Annotated in this window: 15 protein-coding genes; 10 read left to right on the top strand and 5 right to left on the bottom strand. The window is 41.9% G+C overall.

Translation table 11 applies throughout. From position 1 onward, the window contains the following. Positions 1 to 110 precede the first annotated feature (110 nt). The gene (locus IQ274_RS13080) at positions 111 to 1,250 is read right to left on the bottom strand and encodes a peptidoglycan-binding protein (RefSeq protein ID WP_194142513.1); all 1,140 of its coding nucleotides are present in this window, start codon (positions 1,248 to 1,250) and stop codon (positions 111 to 113) included. A gap of 9 nt (positions 1,251 to 1,259) precedes the next feature. Continuing rightward, complete coding sequence (cobN, locus tag IQ274_RS13075; RefSeq protein WP_194142512.1) at positions 1,260 to 5,579, bottom strand: cobaltochelatase subunit CobN; 4,320 nt, start codon at positions 5,577 to 5,579, stop codon at positions 1,260 to 1,262. A 94-nt stretch (positions 5,580 to 5,673) separates the two neighbouring features. Here cobN and IQ274_RS13070 point away from each other — a divergent pair, with 94 nt between their 5' ends. After that, positions 5,674 to 7,662: a GAF domain-containing sensor histidine kinase gene (locus IQ274_RS13070; protein WP_194142511.1), complete on the top strand. Its 1,989-nt coding sequence runs from the start codon at positions 5,674 to 5,676 to the stop codon at positions 7,660 to 7,662. A 95-nt stretch (positions 7,663 to 7,757) separates the two neighbouring features. Here IQ274_RS13070 and IQ274_RS13065 read toward each other — a convergent pair whose 3' ends face one another. Both IQ274_RS13065 and IQ274_RS13060 read right to left on the bottom strand, forming a co-directional pair. Further along, positions 7,758 to 8,591 carry an ATP-grasp domain-containing protein gene (locus IQ274_RS13065; RefSeq protein WP_194142510.1) on the bottom strand — a complete coding sequence of 278 codons (834 nt, stop codon included), beginning with the start codon at positions 8,589 to 8,591 and terminating at the stop codon, positions 7,758 to 7,760. Between the two features lie 140 nt (positions 8,592 to 8,731). Then, positions 8,732 to 9,601: a hypothetical protein gene (locus tag IQ274_RS13060; RefSeq protein ID WP_194142509.1), complete on the bottom strand. Its 870-nt coding sequence runs from the start codon at positions 9,599 to 9,601 to the stop codon at positions 8,732 to 8,734. A 135-nt stretch (positions 9,602 to 9,736) separates the two neighbouring features. On the opposite strand from IQ274_RS13060, the gene IQ274_RS13055 reads away from it, so the two are divergent. The 5 genes from IQ274_RS13055 to IQ274_RS13035 all read left to right on the top strand — a co-directional run bounded on the left by IQ274_RS13055 (position 9,737) and on the right by IQ274_RS13035 (position 13,709). Further along, complete coding sequence (locus IQ274_RS13055) at positions 9,737 to 10,654, top strand: metallophosphoesterase family protein (RefSeq protein ID WP_194142508.1); 918 nt, start codon at positions 9,737 to 9,739, stop codon at positions 10,652 to 10,654. Positions 10,655 to 10,658: 4 nt separating this feature from the next. Beyond that, positions 10,659 to 11,192, top strand: coding sequence for a GAF domain-containing protein (locus IQ274_RS13050; RefSeq protein ID WP_194142507.1), 534 nt, complete (start codon positions 10,659 to 10,661; stop codon positions 11,190 to 11,192). Between the two features lie 53 nt (positions 11,193 to 11,245). Next, the gene (locus IQ274_RS13045) at positions 11,246 to 12,505 is read left to right on the top strand and encodes an AAA family ATPase (protein WP_194142506.1); all 1,260 of its coding nucleotides are present in this window, start codon (positions 11,246 to 11,248) and stop codon (positions 12,503 to 12,505) included. Then, positions 12,502 to 13,137, top strand: coding sequence for a retron system putative HNH endonuclease (locus tag IQ274_RS13040; protein ID WP_194142505.1), 636 nt, complete (start codon positions 12,502 to 12,504; stop codon positions 13,135 to 13,137). Before IQ274_RS13045 ends, IQ274_RS13040 begins: the two co-directional genes overlap by 4 nt. A gap of 278 nt (positions 13,138 to 13,415) precedes the next feature. Then, positions 13,416 to 13,709: an antibiotic biosynthesis monooxygenase family protein gene (locus IQ274_RS13035; RefSeq protein WP_194142504.1), complete on the top strand. Its 294-nt coding sequence runs from the start codon at positions 13,416 to 13,418 to the stop codon at positions 13,707 to 13,709. 51 nt (positions 13,710 to 13,760) lie between these two features. Here IQ274_RS13035 and pcrA read toward each other — a convergent pair whose 3' ends face one another. Then, positions 13,761 to 16,082, bottom strand: coding sequence for a DNA helicase PcrA (gene pcrA, locus IQ274_RS13030; RefSeq protein ID WP_194142503.1), 2,322 nt, complete (start codon positions 16,080 to 16,082; stop codon positions 13,761 to 13,763). A gap of 288 nt (positions 16,083 to 16,370) precedes the next feature. Here pcrA and IQ274_RS13025 point away from each other — a divergent pair, with 288 nt between their 5' ends. The 4 genes from IQ274_RS13025 to IQ274_RS13010 all read left to right on the top strand — a co-directional run bounded on the left by IQ274_RS13025 (position 16,371) and on the right by IQ274_RS13010 (position 19,353). Further along, positions 16,371 to 16,844, top strand: coding sequence for a lipocalin-like domain-containing protein (locus IQ274_RS13025; protein WP_175586814.1), 474 nt, complete (start codon positions 16,371 to 16,373; stop codon positions 16,842 to 16,844). Between the two features lie 494 nt (positions 16,845 to 17,338). Further along, entirely contained in the window at positions 17,339 to 18,307 is a 969-nt protein-coding gene (locus IQ274_RS13020; RefSeq protein ID WP_012407762.1) for a sodium-dependent bicarbonate transport family permease, read from the top strand. A gap of 4 nt (positions 18,308 to 18,311) precedes the next feature. Beyond that, on the top strand, positions 18,312 to 18,623 hold the full coding sequence (locus tag IQ274_RS13015; RefSeq protein WP_163932081.1) for a P-II family nitrogen regulator: 312 nt from the start codon (positions 18,312 to 18,314) through the stop codon (positions 18,621 to 18,623). A 28-nt stretch (positions 18,624 to 18,651) separates the two neighbouring features. Continuing rightward, positions 18,652 to 19,353 (top strand): carbonic anhydrase, encoded by a 702-nt coding sequence (locus tag IQ274_RS13010; protein WP_163932090.1) that lies wholly within the window; start codon positions 18,652 to 18,654, stop codon positions 19,351 to 19,353. Positions 19,354 to 19,379 lie beyond the last annotated feature (26 nt).

Raw genomic sequence — 19,379 nt, 5'->3', positions numbered from 1 at the left:
GAACCTACTCAAATTAACCAAATAAGTGGAATTTTGAGCAGTTCGTAATTTGCTGTTACTAGAGGCTAGCAACGAGTTGGGAACTGATACTAACAACACCAAAGCGGATGTTAAAAGCGTCCGCTCTTAAGATCCTTGAGGCTGATGCCGTAGAATTCTTGGGCTTGTTTAATCGCTTTTTTGGTGTCATCTGCCATTACACCGTTCAGCTTGCCTTTATAAAAACCCCGCTCCCGTAGTCGCGTTTGGATTTCCAGGGTATTAAATTCGCTTTTTTTAGCAGTATTAACTGAGCTATATAACTTAGCTCGTGTAGTTGGGCCAGCAACGCCACTTGCTGCTAAGAAATTAGCTGCCTGGAATCTTCGTACAGCATCGGCAGTGTAGGGGCCATAGTAGCCATTTGGCTCTCCCTCTAAATATCCTGCCTGGATCAATTGTTCTTGGATAACTCTAACTGACTCGCCGCGATCGCCTACACGGAGTTTATCTCGATTGACTACCTTTTTGGGAGCCTCTTCTCCATCGCCAATGCCAATTCCTGGCAATTTACGCAATGTTGCGGGGCCAGCAATTCCATCAACGCTTAATTTATAAGAATCTTGGAACCGCTTTACAGATTCTTCGGTAATTGGGCCAAATATTCCTGTGGCGTTCCCATAATAAAAGCCTGCGATTCTTAAGCGTTCTTGCAAGGCTCTGACAGCTTCACCTTCATCACCCTTAGCAAGGTAGTTAGGATTACGGCGTTGGTTGGTGGCTGAACGAACCGAACTAGTAGTGCTGGGCTTTTTAGCTTGTGTACTGACAACAGTGGCTTTTTTTGCTTGTGTTGTCGTAGTACTGGGCTTTTTAGCTTGCCAGTTTTCTAACTTTTGCAGTGTGCTTGCTCCAACAATGCCGTCCACTGGTAAACCGGCGGCTTTTTGGAAGCGGCGCACAGCCTCTTGTGTGGATGCGTCATATACTTGGGTAACAGAGGATTGGTAAAAACCTGCTGTTCTCAACTTTTGTTGGAGATTTCTAACAGAGGGGCCTTGATCGCCTTTTTCGAGTGCTATAACGCTGCTGACAGCGCCAAGAATAGACAAGGACAGAGCAAGGGGCAACATATACTTCCAAGCCCTACCAGAAAGCCGTTTCCAGTCTGGTGCAGCTGCTTTGTTAAACAAAGAACTGAGGGATACCAATTCACTGGGTGTGCTGTCTTCGTAGGCGAAAGCTAGGTGCAAATACGCAAGATTTTCCATATTTGTTTCCTACACCATTGATTTTTCTTCGATAACTGCTTCAGCTTGATGTACTAGGTTCCTCAAAGCTTCTAATGTTCCTATATTTACATCCTCCCATAAATTGCGCTTGTGTGCTTCTAATAATTTTTCAGCAATATCACGCAGAGCGTAAGGGTTCTTTTCCTGAATAAATTCTGACACAACTGGATCGAGCAAGTAAGCCTCTACTATGCCTTGATACATATAATCTTCTACACATTTAGCTGTAGCGTCGTAGGCGAATAAAAAATCTACTGTCGCCGCCATTTCAAAAGCACCTTTGTAACCGTGGCGCATAACTCCGGCAATCCATTTAGGATTAACTACACGAGAACGATACACCCGTGAAATTTCTTCTTTGAGTTGGCGGACTCGTGGTTGAGCGGGTATGGAATTATCACCAAAATATGTTTGGGGGTTTTTTCCCTGTAGAGAACGCACGGCTGCGGTTAAGCCACCCTGAAATTGGTAATAATCATCAGAATCAAGTAGGTCGTGTTCGCGGTTATCTTGATTGTGCAGGACAACTTGCATTTGGGATAAGCGTTGCTTGAAGGCTTCGGTATTGGGGATTGGGGACTGGGGATTGGGGACTGAGGATTGGGGATTGGAAATTTTATCCTCCCCTGCTCCCCCTGCTTCCCCTGCTCCCCCTGCTCCCCCTGCCCCCTGCTCCCCTGCCCCCGAAGAATAAGCGTAAGAACTCCAGTTAATGTAGGCGCGGGCTAAATCTTCATCGTCTGTCCAGTTTTGTGATTCGATTAAACCTTGGAGTCCTGCACCGTAAGCGCCTGGGCGAGAACCAAAGATGCGATAGCGCGATCGCACCACGGCTTCTTCTAAAGTTAATCCTTGGCTTGTCCACAATTCAGTCTCTTGGCGAACTGCATCCGCTAGGGGATTTTGTTCTGGCGGTTCATCCAAATCTGCTACTGCTGATACCGCTTGATCGAATAAGTCAATTAAGTTGGGAAAAGCATCGCGGAAGAATCCTGAAATTCGCAAGGTGACATCTACACGGGGCCGTCCCAAAATTGCTAGAGGCAAAATTTCAAAATCTACTACTCGCCGCGCTGCACCATCCCATACAGGTTGGACTCCCAATAAAGCTAACGCTTCGGCAATATCATCACCTCCAGTCCTCATGGTGGCTGTTCCCCACAATGACAAACCTAGTGTTTTGGGATATTCGCCATGCTCTTGAGTGTAATATTCCACGAGGGTTTCAGCAGCTTTTCTACCAATATCCCAAGCTGTCTCTGTGGGAATGGCGCGAATATCTACAGAATAAAAGTTTCTCCCTGTTGGTAGAACTTCTGGGCGGCCGCGCGTGGGTGCGCCAGATGGGGCGCTAGGGACGTAACCGCCATCGAGTCCATGTAATAAATGGGTGATTTCCTGATCGGTTTGTTGTAAAGCTGGTAGCAGGCGATCGCGTATCCAGGTAGACACGCGATTCATCGCGTCTCCCCCTCCAGCAAAGACGCGATGAATCGCGTCTCTACAAGAAGAATTTTGATTTATTAGTTGTTCTACTAAAAGGGCGGCGTGTTCTTCTAGGACTTCAACTATATCGCCGATGGTGCGGCATTCTGTGCCATTGACTACTGAATATTCACCACTAGACATTGACAAATCGGCTGTGAGGGGATCGAAGTCTAAACCCCAATCTTGAGCTATGGCGCGGGTAATACCTGAAGAATGGCGATTGGGGATGCGAGCGATCGCTACTATCAAGTCTCGCAGTTGCCGTCCTTGGGGACATTGCCCAAAAATGTGCAACCCATCACGGATTTGGGCTTCTTTCAATTCACAAAGATAACCACCGATGGAATTCAAGATTAAGGATTCAGACTTAAAAATTTCTGTTTCATTTTGGATTCCCAAATCTAGATGGAGGTTTTCTTTGATCACCAATTCGTGGATGCGATCGCGAATTACTGGTAAACGTGAAGGATCTAAACTGTCGGCTTCATAATACTCATCAATTAAATTTTCTAACTGTTGCAAAGAACCGTAGAGTTCCGCACGAGTCATCGGCGGCGTTAAGTGATCTATAATCACCGCTTGAGCGCGACGTTTCGCTTGGGAACCTTCACCAGGATCGTTGACAATAAACGGGTACAGGTGGGGAAGTGCGCCGAAAGCCACTTCTGGATAACAATTATTAGATAAAGCCACGCTTTTACCGGGTAGCCATTCTAGATTTCCGTGTTTCCCTACATGAACTACAGCATCAGCACCAAAAGTTTCTCTAACCCAATAGTAGAAAGCTAAATAATCATGGGTTGGTTCTAAATCCGGTGCATGATAATTCAAACTGGGGTCATTATCATAACCCCTTGCTGGCTGAATTCCCACAAAAACGTTGCCGAGTTGAATTCCGGGAACGGGGATTGGGGATTGGGCATTGGGAATTGGGAATTGGGCATTGGAAATTGCGGTACTACTAAACTCTTCCCCATTCCCCATTCCCCATTCCCCATTCCCCATTCCCCACCGTTCACTAATACCTTGCTGAACTGCTGGCGGTAATGAAGCGAAATATTCTTGATATTCTTCCCAAGAGACACTTTGGTGTACCGGAAGGGATTCTCGACCTTCTGGGTCATTTGTTACGCCATCTGTCAGCCGTTGAATCAACTCATCTCCTTGAGCAGGTGGATTTTCTACTTCATACCCAGCCTGATGTAAAGCTTGCAGGATTTCTACACAACTAGCTGGGGTATCGAGTCCCACACCATTAGCAAGCCGTCCATTGCGGTTGGGGTAGTTTGCCAAAATTAGGGCAATTCGCCGCTCTTGGGGGGGTTTGGAACGCAGACGCGCCCAATTTGCTGCTAGTTTAGCAACGAACTCAATGCGATCGCTGACTGGTTCATAAATTACCACATCTGTCTCTAAATGGGGATTACGAGTTTGCACGGCTTTAAAAGACACAGCACGAGTAATAATCCGCCCATCTACTTCTGGTAGCGCCACATTCATCCCAATATCGCGGGGAGAAAGCCCTTGAAACTGTGACTCCCACTGTTCAATTGATCCGCCACTGAGGATTACTTGCAACACAGGCACATCTAATTTTTCCCACAGTTCAGTTTGGGGTGTTTCGCTTTCTAAGCGTGCTAAAGAAAAACTAGTGGTATTTAGCAGTACAGCGATTGATTCAGCTTCTTTAGGTTGGAAAAATTCACTCAACTCCGCTTGAACATCGGGTTCACGCAATGAGGAAACAAACACTGGCACTGGTTGTAAATTTTTCTGTACCAAGGCTTGGCATAAAGCATCAATTACTTTAGTATTCCCCGCTAAATAATGAGCGCGGTAGAAGAGGATGCCGACTTTGGGGATTGGGGATTGCGAGATTTCAGGTTCAAAGGTGGATGAACGGAGTTCTGAGGTGGATTCATCCAGTTCAAAGGTGGATGAACGAGTATCTGAGGTGGATTCATCCGGTTCAAAGGTGGATGAACGGAGTTCTGAGGTGGATTCATCCAGTTCAAAGGTGGATGAACGGAGTTCTGAGGTGGATTCATCCGGTTCAAAGGTGGATGAACGGAGTTCCGAGGTGGATTCATCCGGTTCAAAGGTGGATGAACGGAGTTCCGAGGTGGATTCATCCGGTTCAAAGGTGGATGAACGGAGTTCTGAGGTGGATTCATCCAGTTCCGAGGTGGATGAATTACTCTCTAATTCCCCTTGTCCCCTTGTCCCCTTGTCCCCTTCTTCCCCAGCCTCCCCTGCTCTCCCTGCTCCCATTCCCCATTCATACAATCCCACACGGGGAATCGGCCGAGGTGGCAGGGGATTGTATACAGTTGACAAGCAACTATCGGAGATAAATTGCAGAGCATTAACAAAATTTTCTACGCCGCCTTCGCTAAAATACTGCCATACCTGGTTAGCAACACTTAAAGGCACGGTAGACTGAGAAATTAAGTCGGGATCAAAAGCGTCGTCCCCTGGCATTACAATGAGGGTTCTACCATTACGTTGCACAATTTCTTGCACTACTTCTAAGCCATAACCCCAGTAAGAACGTCCTCCTAACAGGCGCAAAATAATTACCTGAGCAAGCTCCAAAACTTGCTCTCCATAAGTATCTATGCTTAACTGTTGCTGCAATTGCAATAGATTGGCGACTCTTAAGGCAGGAAATTGTGGAGGTAATTTCGTAACCGCAACTGCCAAAGTTTGAATGTCGGTATCAGCAGCCGTAATAAACACGAAAGGCGCTGGAGTTTGTTCTAGAAAAATTAAACCCTCTGACTGATTCCATCCACCCGATGTGCTACTTATACGATGCATAATGCTGTATTACCGTCTTAAACTATTGGTTATTACACAATCAAAACAAACTTTTTCCCTGCATTTAGTCCCCTCTTACCAGTAATGATTAAAAATGCTTAGTTCTCCTGATTTGAGCTTTTCTCGAACCTTGCCTATTGTTGTATTTAATCAGCTTGGGGAATTGTTGGAACAAATGGCTCAAACAGTGGAAAGTGCCACTCTGGTACTGACAGAAGCTGTTTTGGCGCGGATTTGCATACCTGTGGAGTGGCAAAGGCGAAGGTTTACATTGGTGGTTTCTAAGCAGTTTAGTGTGGTTTTGTTAGGAAATTTTGAGGAAGGGGGGCAGGGGAGCAGGGGAGCAGGGGAGCAGGGGAGCAGGGGAGCAGAGGAGCAGGGAATTGATTCGGCGCTCAATGCTAGGGTGACATTTAATTTAGAGGCGATCGCTTCCTTTCTCCACGAATTGAGAGACTTGTTTGAGTGCGATTCCTATACTCACCAAAATCTCGAACGCTATCGCCAAATTATTGGGCCCAATGATGCTACCCTCCAGAGTAAGTTTTCGCTGTTGCTATTAGAATATCTTCTAACTCAGCCAAACCAAGAAATAATAGCACCTCCAAGCCCAACTGCGCCGGCAGTTTATATATGTCAGCCAGTGGAAGATGCCTTAAAAAAACAGATTTCCCAAGAACGGTTGTTGAATCAGGTAACAACGCAAATCCGCAAAAGCTTGGATTTGCCCGTCATTATGGCAACGGCAATTACACAGGTGCGTGAGTTTCTAGAATTAGACCGATTAGTAATCTATAAATTTGAAGGTTCCAAAGTCAAGACTCAAAAATACCAGTCTTCTACAGATGAGGATAACGGGAAACGCTCAACTTCTATCTCAGTAAATAATCAATCCCTATTAGAAGATTACCAACAGCATGGAGGTTATATTGTCTATGAAGCTCGTGCTACAGATGCGATTACCTGCGTGTTGAATTACACAGAAAAAAATTGCTTTATGCGAACCTCTCAATGTTGGGAGAAGTATCGCCAAGGCTTTACGTTAGCTGTGGATGATGTCGAAAAAACTTATGCTCTAGAAGAGTGTTTATTGAATTTTTTAAGGGAAAGCCAAGTGCGGGCTAAGTTGGCAGCACCGATTATACTTGAGGACAAGCTGTGGGGGCTGCTGATTGCTCATCAGTGCAATGAACCACGCCAGTGGATTGATAGTGAAAAAAACTTGCTGATTGCGATCGCCGAACAATTAGCGATCGCCGTTTACCAAGCTGAGTTAATGCAAACCCTCACCCAAGAAAAACAAACTCTCGAACAACGAGTTATTGAACGCACAATCGGACTACGTGATGCTCTCCTCGCCGCCGAAGCTGCTAACCGCCTCAGAAGTGAATTTCTCGCTACTATCAGTCACGAATTACTCACGCCTTTAACTTATGTGATTGGGATGTCGTCTACGTTGTTACGCTGGCCTTTGGGTGAATTGAGTCAACGACAACGGGATTATCTGCAAACAATCCACGATAGTGGAGAACATTTATTAGAAATGATTAATGACATCCTCGATTTATCGCAAATCGAGGCTGGTAAGACAGCTTTAAATATTTCGGAATTTTCTTTGGTGAATGTTGCCGAAAATGCTGTGGAGTCACTGCGAAAAAAAGCAACAAGCGAACAAATTAATCTCAACCTTGATTTGCAAATCGATCCCAGGCGCGATCGCTTTACCGCCGATGCCGAACGAGTAGCACAAATTCTCTCGAATCTGTTAACTAATGCGATTAAATTCACTCCAGAAAGTGGTAACGTTACCTTGCGCCTTTGGGTGGAGGATGATACCGCTATTTTTCAAGTGGAAGATACTGGGATTGGCATACGCGAAGAACAGTTACCATTACTATTTGAAAAATTTCAGCAACTCGATACACCCTATCGCCGCCGCTACGAAGGCACTGGACTTGGATTAGCTTTAACTAAACAACTTGTAAAACTTCATCGGGGTCGAATTGAAGTAGAATCAACCATCAGTATTGGCTCAATTTTTACTGTATGGATACCAACTCAGGCAATGAGAGTGCTGAGTTAGGAGTTAAGCAAGAGACGCGATAAATCGCCGTCTTTACAATAATCAGTATTTCGTAGAGATGGCAATTTATCGCGTCTTTGTGATCATTTATTTCTTCAATCTGAGGCTAGGCTAAGGAGCATTTTTTCAAAAATTCTCAACACAGGCTCCTCTCCATTGTCTCTAGTGAAAATAGTATAATTTGGGTGAGAATTGATTTCAATTAACCAATATTGGTTATCCCGATCTAAGACGATATCTAAACCACCATAATCAATATCTAATTCTTCAAAAATTGGTTTAGCAAAATTAGCAATCTTTGACAATATTTGTGGATCATTGATATACTTTGCTTTCGCACCATCCCAGTGAAGAGGGCTGAGGTTGCCTACAAATTTTGCATTAGTTATATCTTTTTCATAGAGCAGAACTAACTCTTTATTTAGAAAAACGGCTCTATACTCAGATTTTATGTCAATGAACTCTTGAGCGATCGCAACGTAATCATACTTTTTATTATTGATATTAAAAATCTCTTCTAAAGCAGTTTCAACTTCATCTGTATTCTGACATAAAAAAACGTTATGTCCACTTGAACCAGAATTACGTTTAACAATTACAGGTGTTTCAAAGGTTTTTTTTATTTCTAATATAATATCTTCAAAACTTGGAAATTTTAAGTAAATCTTGTATTGCAGGTCACAAAAAGGGGAAAGAAAACCTACTGTCCGAGGGAGTTTAACTTTGTTTTTTAAAATATGGTAAGTATATTCTTTGTCTTTAATAATTTGTGCTACGGCTTGATTTATTATCGGAGTACTATAATTACAAAAAAAATGTTGTTTATTATTCAGTTTTATTTTTACTAAGTTTTCAGCTGGATGAATAATTTCATAGCTGATATTTAAATTTTCACAAGCTTTGAGCAATAGCGAAAGGTTGTCTAACATAAATACTTGAAGTTAAATGTCAAAATTAAGTATTGATATTAATCATCGCATAAACACATACTTTGCTTGAATTGATATCCATCAATTCAACGCTTTTATAATGTGTTATACGAATTACGAATTACGAATTACGAATTATTTTAGCTTGTTGTTTGCCGTTTAAAAATCACCATTTCAGTACCGACAACTGGGTTACGCGCTATCAGATGATCTTGGGAGTCGATAATTTCTAAATGGGTAAAATCAAGTTCTTGAGAACGTTGTAATATCTCCGCAGCTAGTTTGTCCTGCTGAGATTCTTTGAGAGTGTACCAATCGTCACTAATTTTGACAGTCAAATTACTCGTGCGGAAATTGGCTTGAATTGACTTTATCAGACCAGAGGCAATGCGATCGCTAATTTCGGCTACCTGATTTTCAATAGCCACAATCAAAGCTTGTTCTGGTGTTAATTCTATAGCTGGTGTCGGTGTTGGCGTTGGGGTGGGAATTGGTTCAGGTTCAGGTTCAGGTTCAGGTTCAGGCGGTGGCGTAATTTCCTCTGGTGGCTGTGGCGGCTGCGGTTCTGGTACAACTGACTCCGGTGGAGTAGTTATCGTTGGTGTCGGTGCAGGAACCTCTTCAACTGGAGGAACCGTTGCTATTTCAGTAGGTTTACCAGTAAAGACAGTTGTAGTTGTCCAAATGAGAATTACAGCAATTCCAGCCACAATTCCCGTCAAAGCTGTATCTGATAACTTTGTTGATAAATTTGATGGCAAAAACAAGCGGATTGTCCTTAACAGTCCACCCCATTGCAACTGAAGCTGCTGGAAAAAGCCGGGTGTTTCCTTAGTACCTGGTGGGGGTGCTGTCTCCAGTTTGTCCACCGTTGTTTCTAAAACCCCAATCGTCCCTCGGAGAACTTGGATAATTTTAGCCTTCCAAAATGGCTGAACTCTCTGGTAAGGTTTTTGGGGAGGTTGATTTACCTGCTCATCCGTCGGTTTTGACTGATTGTCTTGTGACATGGAACTTTCACCAAAAGCAGCGAATCAAAGACAAACAACGTACATTATTACTGGTGCTGCCTTCTTTTGCCTTAATGTATCACTTCATTGCTCATTGTTTCCGCTAAACTGACTATTTATCAAATTTGGTGAATTATGAAACTGAAACGCCGTCAATTTTTATTTTTAAGTAGCTTCAGCGCCCTTAGTACAGGATTTTTAGCGTGGATGTTAACTAATCAAAATCATCACAGTGCTGATCTTACCGATTCAACTACAGCTATAGCTGCCAACCCAGTCAAAAAAGACTTGTTATTACGTTTTGTATCTGTGGCTGATACGGGGACTGGGGCTAGAGGACAGTATGCTGTGGCTGGGGCAATGAATACCTATCACAAACAAAATCCTTATGATTTAGTCGTTTTAGCTGGAGACAATATTTACAATAACGGTGAAATTGAAAAAATTGGTGAAGTTTTTGAGCGTCCTTATCAACCTTTGCTAAAACAAGGTGTGAAATTTCAGGCTTGCTTAGGCAATCACGATATTCGTACTGCCAATGGCGATTTACAAGTCAAGTATGTCGGTTTTAATATGAAGGGACGTTACTATACATTTAAACGTAATCAAGTACAATTTTTCGCTTTGGATACTAACAGTAATGCTGATTGGAAAAACCAGCTAACTTGGTTAGAAAAAGAATTAAGTCTTAGTAATGCTCCTTGGAAAGTAGTGTTTGGTCATCATCCAATTTATTCATCTGGTCAGTATGGGAGTAATCCAGATTTTATTAAAACTTTTACTCCCCTATTTAAAAAATATGGCGTTCAACTTTATATCAATGGTCACGAACACAATTATGAACGCACACGTCCTATTGATGGGACAACTTATTTAATTTGTGGTGCAGGTGCTGGTAATCGTCCTGTAGGGCGTTCTGAGTGGACAGGGTATTCTACCAGTGATTTAAGTTTTGCCTCTTATGAGGTGTATAAAGATAGAATAGAAATAAGTGCGATCGCTACTAATAATCGCGTATTTGATAAAGGTATTATTCAATTAAAATCAGCTTAGTTATATGACTCAGCAAGAACTTCCTTCTGCACTCAACAATATTATAGAATCATCTCAAACACCAGAGGCTCTATTTTCTACACTATTACCAGCTATAGGCGATTTTCTACAGTCTGATAGATGTTTTCTATACCTGCATAATCCACAAAATAACCTTGGTAGAGTTGCCTTTTGTTGGGTTCGCACTCCAGACGTACCAACTGTTTACAATGAAAACTGGGCAGCCCAACCCCCAACTTTAGTAGATGAAGATCCGATGTTTGCGGCTGCGCTACGTGCCAAACCTTCAATCTTTGTCGAAGATGTAGAAACTGCTGAACCTCAAGTGTTAAATCGGGAATTTGAACAGAAGTATTTTGGACATCGCGCTCTTATTCATGCCCATATCCGCCAGGATGGGCAACTCTGGGGAATTTTGCAACCATGCATTTTTGGTCATCCCAGAATTTGGACTGAATATGAACGAGAGGTGATTAATAATCTTGTCGAGAAAATTACACCTATTGCGGTTGATTATGTCAAGTCTGTTTTTGATTAGTTGTAGACTAGGCATTACTAATCGAATACATTACATTCAGCGTTATTAAACCTATGAAAGTCAAGCGCCTGAAAATGCAATCTTTCCGTGGAATCGGCGATTTGACGCTTGAGTTCGATGAAGCAGAGCCAACGGTATTTATTGGTATCAACGGCGTAGGTAAATCGAGTATTATTGATTGCCTTGCTATTCTTCTATCGCGTTTTACTAGCTCGATTCAACACTCAACATCTTCGGGAAGAGTCTTCAGGGAGGAAGACATCACTAATGGGCAAAAGGAAACACACAACGAAATCACTGTTTCATTGAATTCTGAAGAAGCAATATGGTCTTTAACCAAGGTACATAAAGGATTAAGCAAAGATACTAACACTAACCTGTCAGCCATAACAAAGGTTGCTGAAAATATCAAAAAAGATTTATATATATCTAATCAATTAAATATTCCTGTATTAGTTTATTATTCCACCAATCGTGCAGTGTTGGATATCCCTTTGAAGATTCGCACAAAGCATTCATTCGAACAAATAGATGTATATGAAAATGCACTTACAGGAGTAGGAAGTGAGTTTAGAATCTTCTTTGAATGGTTTAAAAAGCAAGAAGATTTAGAGAATGAGTTACGCCTGGAAGGTAATTCTAGTTATCGGGATAGGCAATTAGAATCAGTCAGGCAAGCCATATCTTCATTAATACCGAGTTTTTCTAATTTGCGCGTGCGTCGTTCCCCGCTAATGAGAATGACTGTGCAAAAACAAGGCAAAGAACTCATAGTTAATCAGCTATCGGATGGCGAGAAATGCTTGCTGGCTATGGTGGGAGATTTAGCAAGACGATTAGCGATCGCTAATCCAGGTTTAACAGAACCACTCGAAGGTGAGGGTGTTGTTTTAATTGATGAAATTGAGTTACACTTACACCCCAAATGGCAACGAGAAATTATTCCAGCTTTGACAAGAACATTCCCCAATTGCCAATTTATTGTCACCACCCATTCGCCTCAAGTAATTAGCCAAGTCAAACCGGAAGGAATTTATATTCTAGAAAAAACAGACGAAGGTGTTGTTGCTAAAAGACCAGAAAGTTCCTTTGGGAGAGATAGTAATCGTATCTTAGAAGACCTCATGGGTGTTCCAGCACGTCCACAAGAAATAAAAGATCGTTTACATGAGTTGTTTAGACTAATTGATGAAGGGAATCTTGATGGCGCTAGGCAATTATCTCAAGAAATTGCTGATATTATTGGACAAGATGAACCAGAATTAGTAAAAGCAAGTGTATCTATTCGACGCAAAGAGATTTTGAAGCGGTGAAATATATCAAAAAAAGTGAGGAGCCAGAAAGTTTTACTAATTGGAAAAATTTAGCAAATGAGGATTGGCAACCAACTTGGGACGACTTCAGCAAACCACAAAAAACCGATGTACATAATTCCTTGTTGCAAGAGCAAGGTTTTATTTGCTGTTACTGTGGAAGACGGATTAATACTGATGATAGCCATTTTGAACATTTAAAGCCAAGAACAACTTATCCTCAATTAGCGCTAGAATACACAAATATACTGGCATCATGCCAAAAAGATACAGTACGCAAAGAACCTCTCCATTGTGGGAAAATAAAAGATAAATGGTACGATGACAATCTGATGATTTCACCTCTAGATGTCAACTGTGCTGAGTTCTTTAGGTACACTGATGATGGCCAGATTTTGGCGACAAATCATTCAGAAAAGCAATTAGCTGCTGAAACAACAATTGATAAACTCGCACTCAATATTGACAAGCTGAAAAATTTACGTGCAAAATCTATTGAGCCAATATTGGAAATTATTAATACGATTACAGAGGAAGAGAGACAAGACTTAATTCTAGGCTTCAGTGAAACTGATTCTAAAGGATATTACGAAGAGTTTTGTGCTGCGATTATCTATTTACTAAAAAATTAGTCTTACGCACTTCCAGCTATTATGCAATACAGACCGCCAGGGAATAGAATTCCCTGTCTAATGGTGCAAGTCCTCTAGAAGAAGACTAGAAAAACTTGGGTTAAAGCACTTTCAGCTATTATGCAATACAGTACAGTTTTTCTTCTTGCCCTTTTCTATCATAGCTTTCAGCTTTGAGGATGTACCTCATAGCTGCCGGAAGTGCTGTAATGGCGTAGCCCTTTGTACACATCACACTATACTAAATAACATTAGCTTAATACTCACTGTAAAATTTTATGATTATTGAAGCTGTGATGCTTCATATTAAACCTGGTTTGGAATCCGATTTTGAAACTGATTTCCAAAAAGCTTCTAAAATTATTTCTTCAATGGAGGGATATTTATCCCATGAATTGCATAAATGTATAGAAGTTCAAGGTAAATACTTATTACTTGTCAGATGGGAAACTTTAGAATCTCATACTGTAGGATTTAGAAGTTCTGCTGAGTATCAAGAGTGGAAAAAACTTCTGCATCATTTTTATGAGCCATTTCCTACTGTTGAACACTTTGAAGAAATTGAAATATGAAAAACACGATCCCTAACTTTTCAAAAAAGTTGGGGATCTGTGGCTTTGTTTTCAAATTTTTTGTAACTGTGCTACTCTTGGGTCAACAATTTTTTGTCCTAAACTGGCAAATTTAATTGCTACAGACATTTTATTACCTGTTCCGAAGACATGGGTGATTTCACCAAGACCAAAGGTTTTGTGTAATACTCTATCGCCTACTTGCCAATTCTGGGTTGCGTCTTGTTTTCCATTCGGAGTAGAGGCACTTTTGGTATAACTTTGACGACTCACGCGTTGGGTAGATAATAATTCTTCTGGTAATTCGTCGAGGAACTGCGATCGCATCGCAGGTTCCCGCGAACCATACAAACGCCGTTCTCGCGCGTGTGATAAATATAACCTTTCTTGAGCGCGAGTAATCCCCACATAACACAAGCGGCGTTCTTCTTCCAAAGAAGCAGGATCGCTTAGGGAGCGGTAGCCGGGAAATAGCCCCTGTTCTAATCCCACCAAAAACACCACGGGAAATTCCAAACCTTTGGAAGCGTGCAAAGTCATCAAAGAAACGGCTGTCTGTCCTTCTTTTAAGTTATCCAAATCGGAACTGAGGGCGGCACTACTTAAAAAATCTCGCAGGGAAATTTCTTCGTTTTCTTCTTGAAATTGCAATGCAGCGTTATAAAGTTCTTGAACGTTTTGTACCCGATCTGTGGCTTCATCTGTGCCTTGATTCATCAAGTCTTGAACGTAACCAGAGTCTTCTAGTATTCCTTGCAAAACCTCAGTCACGGGAAGCGTGGCGACTTGTCCTTGCCAACGGCTAATCATTGCGGCAAAGTTATTTACAGCTTTTGTCGCCCGTCCAGCTAATGTATTAACTGATGTTTCATCGCTGAGGATTTCCCACAAAGTTGTCCCTAGTTGCTGAGATGCGTTCATCAAAGCATCAATAGTGGTTTTGCCAATTCCCCGCCGGGGAGTATTAATCACTCGCAATAAACTGACTGTATCAGCTGGATTATTTATCGCCCTTAAATAAGCGACGACATCTTTAATTTCTTTGCGATCGTAAAACCTCATTCCCCCCACAACTGTGTAAGGAATTTGATATTTCACCAACAATTCTTCAAATGGACGAGATTGAGCATTCGTCCGATAAAGTATAGCAAAACTACCCCAGTTTAACTCTGGATTTTGCTGTTCTAAAGTACTAATTTGATTAATTACAAATGCCGCTTCTGCAAGTTCTTCATCGGCTTTGTGACAAGTAATCTGTTCACCCGATCCCCGCGTCGCCTTCAGGACTTTATCAATCCGTTGGGTGTTATTTTCAATCAGTTCATTAGCCGCTTGCAGAATGTTTTCACAAGAACGATAGTTTTCTTCTAGCTTAACCATCGTTCGGGTGTCATCATCTACCAAACCATCGCCAAAGTCTTCCTGAAATCCTAGCAAGATGGTGAAATCTGCCATCCGAAAGCTGTAAATTGATTGGTCTGCATCACCAACAACAAAAACTGAGCGATTTTCCCATTGCCATTCGCTCTTTTTGGTTTCGCCATTAGTAACTAATAAATTAATCAGTTGATACTGAGTGCGGTTAGTATCCTGATATTCATCTACGAGAATATGGCGAAATTTTCGATGCCAGTAACTTAATACCTGCTCGTTTTGTTGAAATAATCTAGTAGGTACAAGAATAAGATCGTCAAAGTCGAGAGCGTTATTTTGTGCTAACTTATCTTGATATAAATTGTAAACTTGGGCAATTACCCGTCCGCGATAATTTGGTTGGTCTTGCTCAAATTCTTGGGGTGATAAACCTTGGTTTTTAGCATTGCTAATAGCGTAACGAACAGAGCGGGCATCAAACTTCTTATCGTCTAAATTTAGCTCTTTATTAACGAGTTCTTTAATCAGAGTCATCACATCTGATTCATCAAAAATAGAAAAATTACGATTCCACTTGCGTCCTTTTTCGTCTACGTATTTTTCAATATCAAAACGGAGAATGCGAGAAAATAGACTGTGGAAGGTGCCACACCACAAATCTTTGATCGTGTTTTTGTAAACTTGCGATCGCAATTGCGTTTGTTGGTATTCTGTCAACAAATCCAATCGCTGTCCGTGTTGTTTCATTGCCAGTTGTTCAGCAAACAGCCGTTGAATCCGTTCTTTCATCTCCCGCGCGGCTTTATTGGTAAAAGTAACCGCCAAGATATGTTCTGGATCAACTTTGTGTTTCAGAATCAGATTTGCAATGCGATAAGTCAGCGCTCGTGTTTTACCGGAACCTGCGCCGGCAACAACTAGCAACGGGCCGCAGTAGTGTTCGACAGCTTGACGTTGACTAGGGTTAAGGTGACTGAGAAAGTCGATGGTTGTTGTCATGGATGTGAAAAAGCGATCGCCTGGTGTCACATCAATAGAGAGTCGCTATTGCCCAGGTTACAATATCCTAACGAAACTTGGTCAATAAAGATTGTGTGGCAATCTTCTTAACCAGAATGGTACTGTATCATGATTTATGTAGAAGCAAGAAAAAGCTATGCTGTCAGTCAAAGGCACATTCCAAATCGGTGTGGTTCATTAGGATGAACCAATTGAAGGGCATGGGGGGAGTTAATAGTTAGAATAATTGCTCCTGGACGATCTTCGCTAATTGTATGGGAGTTAGTGATGTCTGATTTCTCGTTGGCACAAAATAATCCTTTGCTCGGAACTTGGAAATTAATTTCAGTAAGTGCAACACTTGACGACGGAACTGTGGAGGGACAAGCCTATGGAAGCAATCCAAACGGTTACATTACCTATACACATGAAGGGCGGATACTCGTTATCCTTTCCAGGAGCGACCGCTCACTACTAAATGGGGATATACACTCGCCACTGAGCCAAGACATAAATTTAGTAACCATTGCAGAACGCGCACAAGCATTCTCTACATTCAGTGCTTATGCTGGAACCTACACTATAAGTGGCAATATTGTTACCCATCATATAGAAATTGCATCTATTCCCAATCGAGTCGATACAGATTTAATTCGTATTTTCACTTTGAGAGAGAACCAAGTTACGTTAAAGACACCTCCGACTATGAGCAACGGTGTCTCAAAGGTTTTTGAGCTAGTTTGGCAACGTATAGAGTCATAGAGCCAAACTTGCGGCAGCAGCCCAATGAAAAGTATTTATACTCACAAGCTAGAAACGAGATTTTAAAGGGGTTTGGTCTTAAGTTCATACCAATGAGCAATACTCTGCTGTACCTTTAAAATATATGTGGTTCAAATAAATGAAAATTGCTATAAGCAAGATTTGTACAGGAGCAATTCATAAATTGCCCCTACAATACATTAATTTTTTCTACGCTAAATACGTTGATCGCGAGTTCTCCCTACACTTTCTGTCGTAAGATCAGCGACGGGGAATCCAACATCAAAAAATGTTGGGCAAGCTCTCACTTTTTCTGTTATCAGCGCTGTTTAACACCTAATCAATAAGTATTGTCACGAATAGGACAATTCACACCTTGAGTACCCAATTGACATGGGGTAGCGATACACAATACATCACGATTCAACCGTTAAGTTTTTAAAGATGAAAAATTTCTTTAATTTCAGGTTTAACCAATACAAGGATAGGTGGATATGGATCTGAGCTTAATTGTATCCAACATTTTGAATCCGCCAATTCTGTTTTTCTTTTTAGGCATGACTGCGGTTTTTGTCAAGTCTGATCTAGAAATTCCCCCACCAGTGCCTAAACTCCTTTCGTTGTATCTGCTGTTTGCCATTGGTTTTAAAGGAGGGGTAGAACTAATCAAAAGCGGACTTAATCAAGAAGTAATTCTAACACTCGCAGCAGCAATGATGATGGCTTGTGTTGTTCCAATTTACACCTTTTTTATCCTGAAGTGGAAATTGGATACTTACGATGCGGCTGCGATCGCTGCAACCTACGGTTCTATCAGTGCTGTCACTTTCATCACTGCTGGCGCTTTTCTTAGTGAGCTTGGTATTCAGTATGATGGTTACATGGTAGCAGCTCTTGCCCTGATGGAATCTCCGGCGATCATTGTTGGTCTGATCTTGGTGAGTATATTCACCGCCGATGAAAAGCGAGAGTTTGCTTGGTCAGAAGTTTTGCAAGAAGCATTTCTTAATAGTTCAGTTTTTCTCCTAGTTGGTAGCCTGTTAATCGGTGTCTTGACAGGAGAACGTGGTTGGCACGTATTAGAACCCTTTGCTCAAGGGTTGTTTTATGGCATTCTCACCTTCTTTTTACTGGATATGGGACTGGTGGCTGCCAGAAGAATTAAAGACTTGCAAAAAACCGGAGTTTTCCTGATTTTATTTGCCATACTAATTCCTATACTCAATGCAGGCATTGGGTTAGCGATCGCCAAATTCATCGGTATGCCTCCGGGAAATTCGCTGTTATTCGCTGTATTGTGTGCCAGTGCTTCTTACATTGCTGTCCCGGCGGCGATGCGGATGACTGTTCCCGAAGCAAATCCCAGCCTATATGTTTCTACCGCTCTAGCAGTCACATTTCCGTTCAATATTATTGTGGGAATTCCGCTATATCTCTACGGAATTAACCTATTCTGGAGGTAATAATATGCACGTAGTTAAAAGGATAGAAATTATCGCCAACTCCTTTGAGCTTGCCAAAATTTTAGATAATTTAGACAAGTCCGGTGTACATAGTCATGCCGTCATTAGAAATGTTGTTGGTAAAGGATTACGAGGAACGACAGAAGATTTAGACATGACCATGCTTGATAATGTTTACATCCTCGCATTTTGTATGCCAGAAGAACTCAAGCGTGTTGTCGAAAATATCAGACCACTCCTCAATAAGTTCGGAGGTACTTGCTACGTTTCCGATGTGATGGAAATTCGCTCTGTCAGATGTATCGCGTCGATTTAAGAGAGTTATAAATTCAATGAAGCATTTCATGGAACGTCGTGACTTTTTGAAGTTGGGAATGACCGGGGCCTTTGGAATGATGCTAACTGCCAGCGATTTACTCTGGCAGGTTAAACAGGCTAAAGCTGCCGAAATCCCCCCAAATTCCCCTGAATCTCTCAGTCCCGATGAAGCATTACAAAAGCTGATAGAGGGAAATCAGCGATTTGTTAAACATCACCCCCAATACCCCGATCAATCTGCGCTGCGGTTGCAGGAAGTTGCTCAAGCTCAACATCCATTTGCAACTATTCTTAGTTGTGCTGATTCACGAGTCCCCGCAGAAATTGTTTTCGATCAGGGCATCGGGGATATCTTTGATGTTCGGATTGCCGGAAATATTGCCACACATGAAGCGATCGGCAGTATTGAATATGCCGTTGTTTTATTAGGTTCTCCACTGCTGATGGTGATGGGCCATGAACGTTGTGGGGCTGTAACCGCAGCTGTACAAAAGGAATCGTTACCCGGTGATATTAGTACGTTTGTGAAGGCAATTGAGCCAGCCCTGAAAAAGGTCAAGGATCAGCCAGGTGACGCGGTTGAAAATGCTGTGGTAGCAAATGTGCAATATCAAATTGAACGGTTACAAAAATCAAAGCTTTTAAGTGAGCAGGTGCAGTCAGGTAAATTGAAAATCGTGGGCGGTCGTTATGACTTGGATACAGGCAAGGTAAGTATTATTACTTGAGTTTACATTTGAGTTCTGAGTGAGAA

This window comes from Nostoc sp. LEGE 12447, from assembly GCF_015206985.1.
Taxonomy (GTDB): Bacteria; Cyanobacteriota; Cyanobacteriia; order Cyanobacteriales; family Nostocaceae; genus Nostoc.
The sequence above is the reverse complement of the archived record's forward strand: the minus strand, read 5'-3'. Positions and strand labels throughout refer to the sequence as shown.